Raw genomic sequence first — 912 nt, forward strand, 5'->3', positions numbered from 1 at the left:
ACAGGTGGGGTGAATGAGTCCACTGCGAAAGATTACTTGGATTTAGATAATGTTCTTTGTGTCGGAGGGTCATGGATGTTCTAAAAGGGTCTGGTGTGTCGTTATTAAGTGAACGTTTTGCACAGCTTGATTTATCCGACTGAATCAAGATCAATCGTATCAACGTTCGCTACTCTGAATATAGTACTAATACTATCAAGGGCCTGTGGATAGATATTGGCGCCAACAGATATAGAGTCTATTCGATCACCAAAAATCAGTTTTGCAGTGAGTAAAACTGTGCTGCAGCATGATATCAGAACGTCATACTCATTTTGTTCCAAATACTGTTCTAAACAAACGTAATCGTGTTCAATTTTTTTATAGTTTTCCTTGAATAGGCAGTCGTATTCGTCCCTTGGGTGGGCAATATAATGTATTTCAGTCACGCCCAATGAGCTTAACTTATTCTCTATTTCATTCGAAATACGGTGTTCAACTTCCTTTGGCGTTTTACTATTTTTTAGAAGGCACTGACCTACAACCAATGCTTTTCTAGCCCCTATTCGATCCGATTCAGAAGTTTTGTCAGGCAAGGAAATGTATTTCACTTTCGACTTAGGGTAAGGGCTTTCTAGCCCAGAAAAACTATAGGCAGTGCTTACGATGGGAGTATCTGTGCCTATTCGTTCCCCTTCTATAGGATATATGCGTAGTCCAGTGACTCCATAGCTTATGCGCGATGGCCATTTTTTCTTCGCTCTATATTCCCACTTTACGGATGCGTCTTCAGGTGAATAGTTTATCGTACCTTCAGGCACGATTCGAACTTCTATGTTATGACTTTTATTGAGCGTTCCAATGATGACGTTCGTATAAATTAGATCGAGCCGGTTAATGTAAAAAATATTCTTATCGTTTAAGTGCTTTTTG

Annotated in this window: 2 protein-coding genes; one reads left to right on the forward strand and one right to left on the reverse strand. The window is 39.6% G+C overall.

Going from position 1 to position 912, the window contains the following annotated elements; genetic code table 11:
* The first annotated feature begins 9 nt into the window (after nucleotides 1-9).
* Nucleotides 10-84 (forward strand): hypothetical protein, encoded by a 75-nt coding sequence (locus tag A3729_RS34690; protein ID WP_369820154.1) that lies wholly within the window; start codon nucleotides 10-12, stop codon nucleotides 82-84.
* Nucleotides 85-131: 47 nt separating this feature from the next.
* Here A3729_RS34690 and A3729_RS33360 read toward each other — a convergent pair.
* Nucleotides 132-912 (reverse strand): polysialyltransferase family glycosyltransferase (locus A3729_RS33360; protein ID WP_197475998.1); only part of this gene is annotated, 781 nt, incomplete at its 5' end.

The organism is Oleiphilus sp. HI0043 (genome assembly GCF_001634935.1).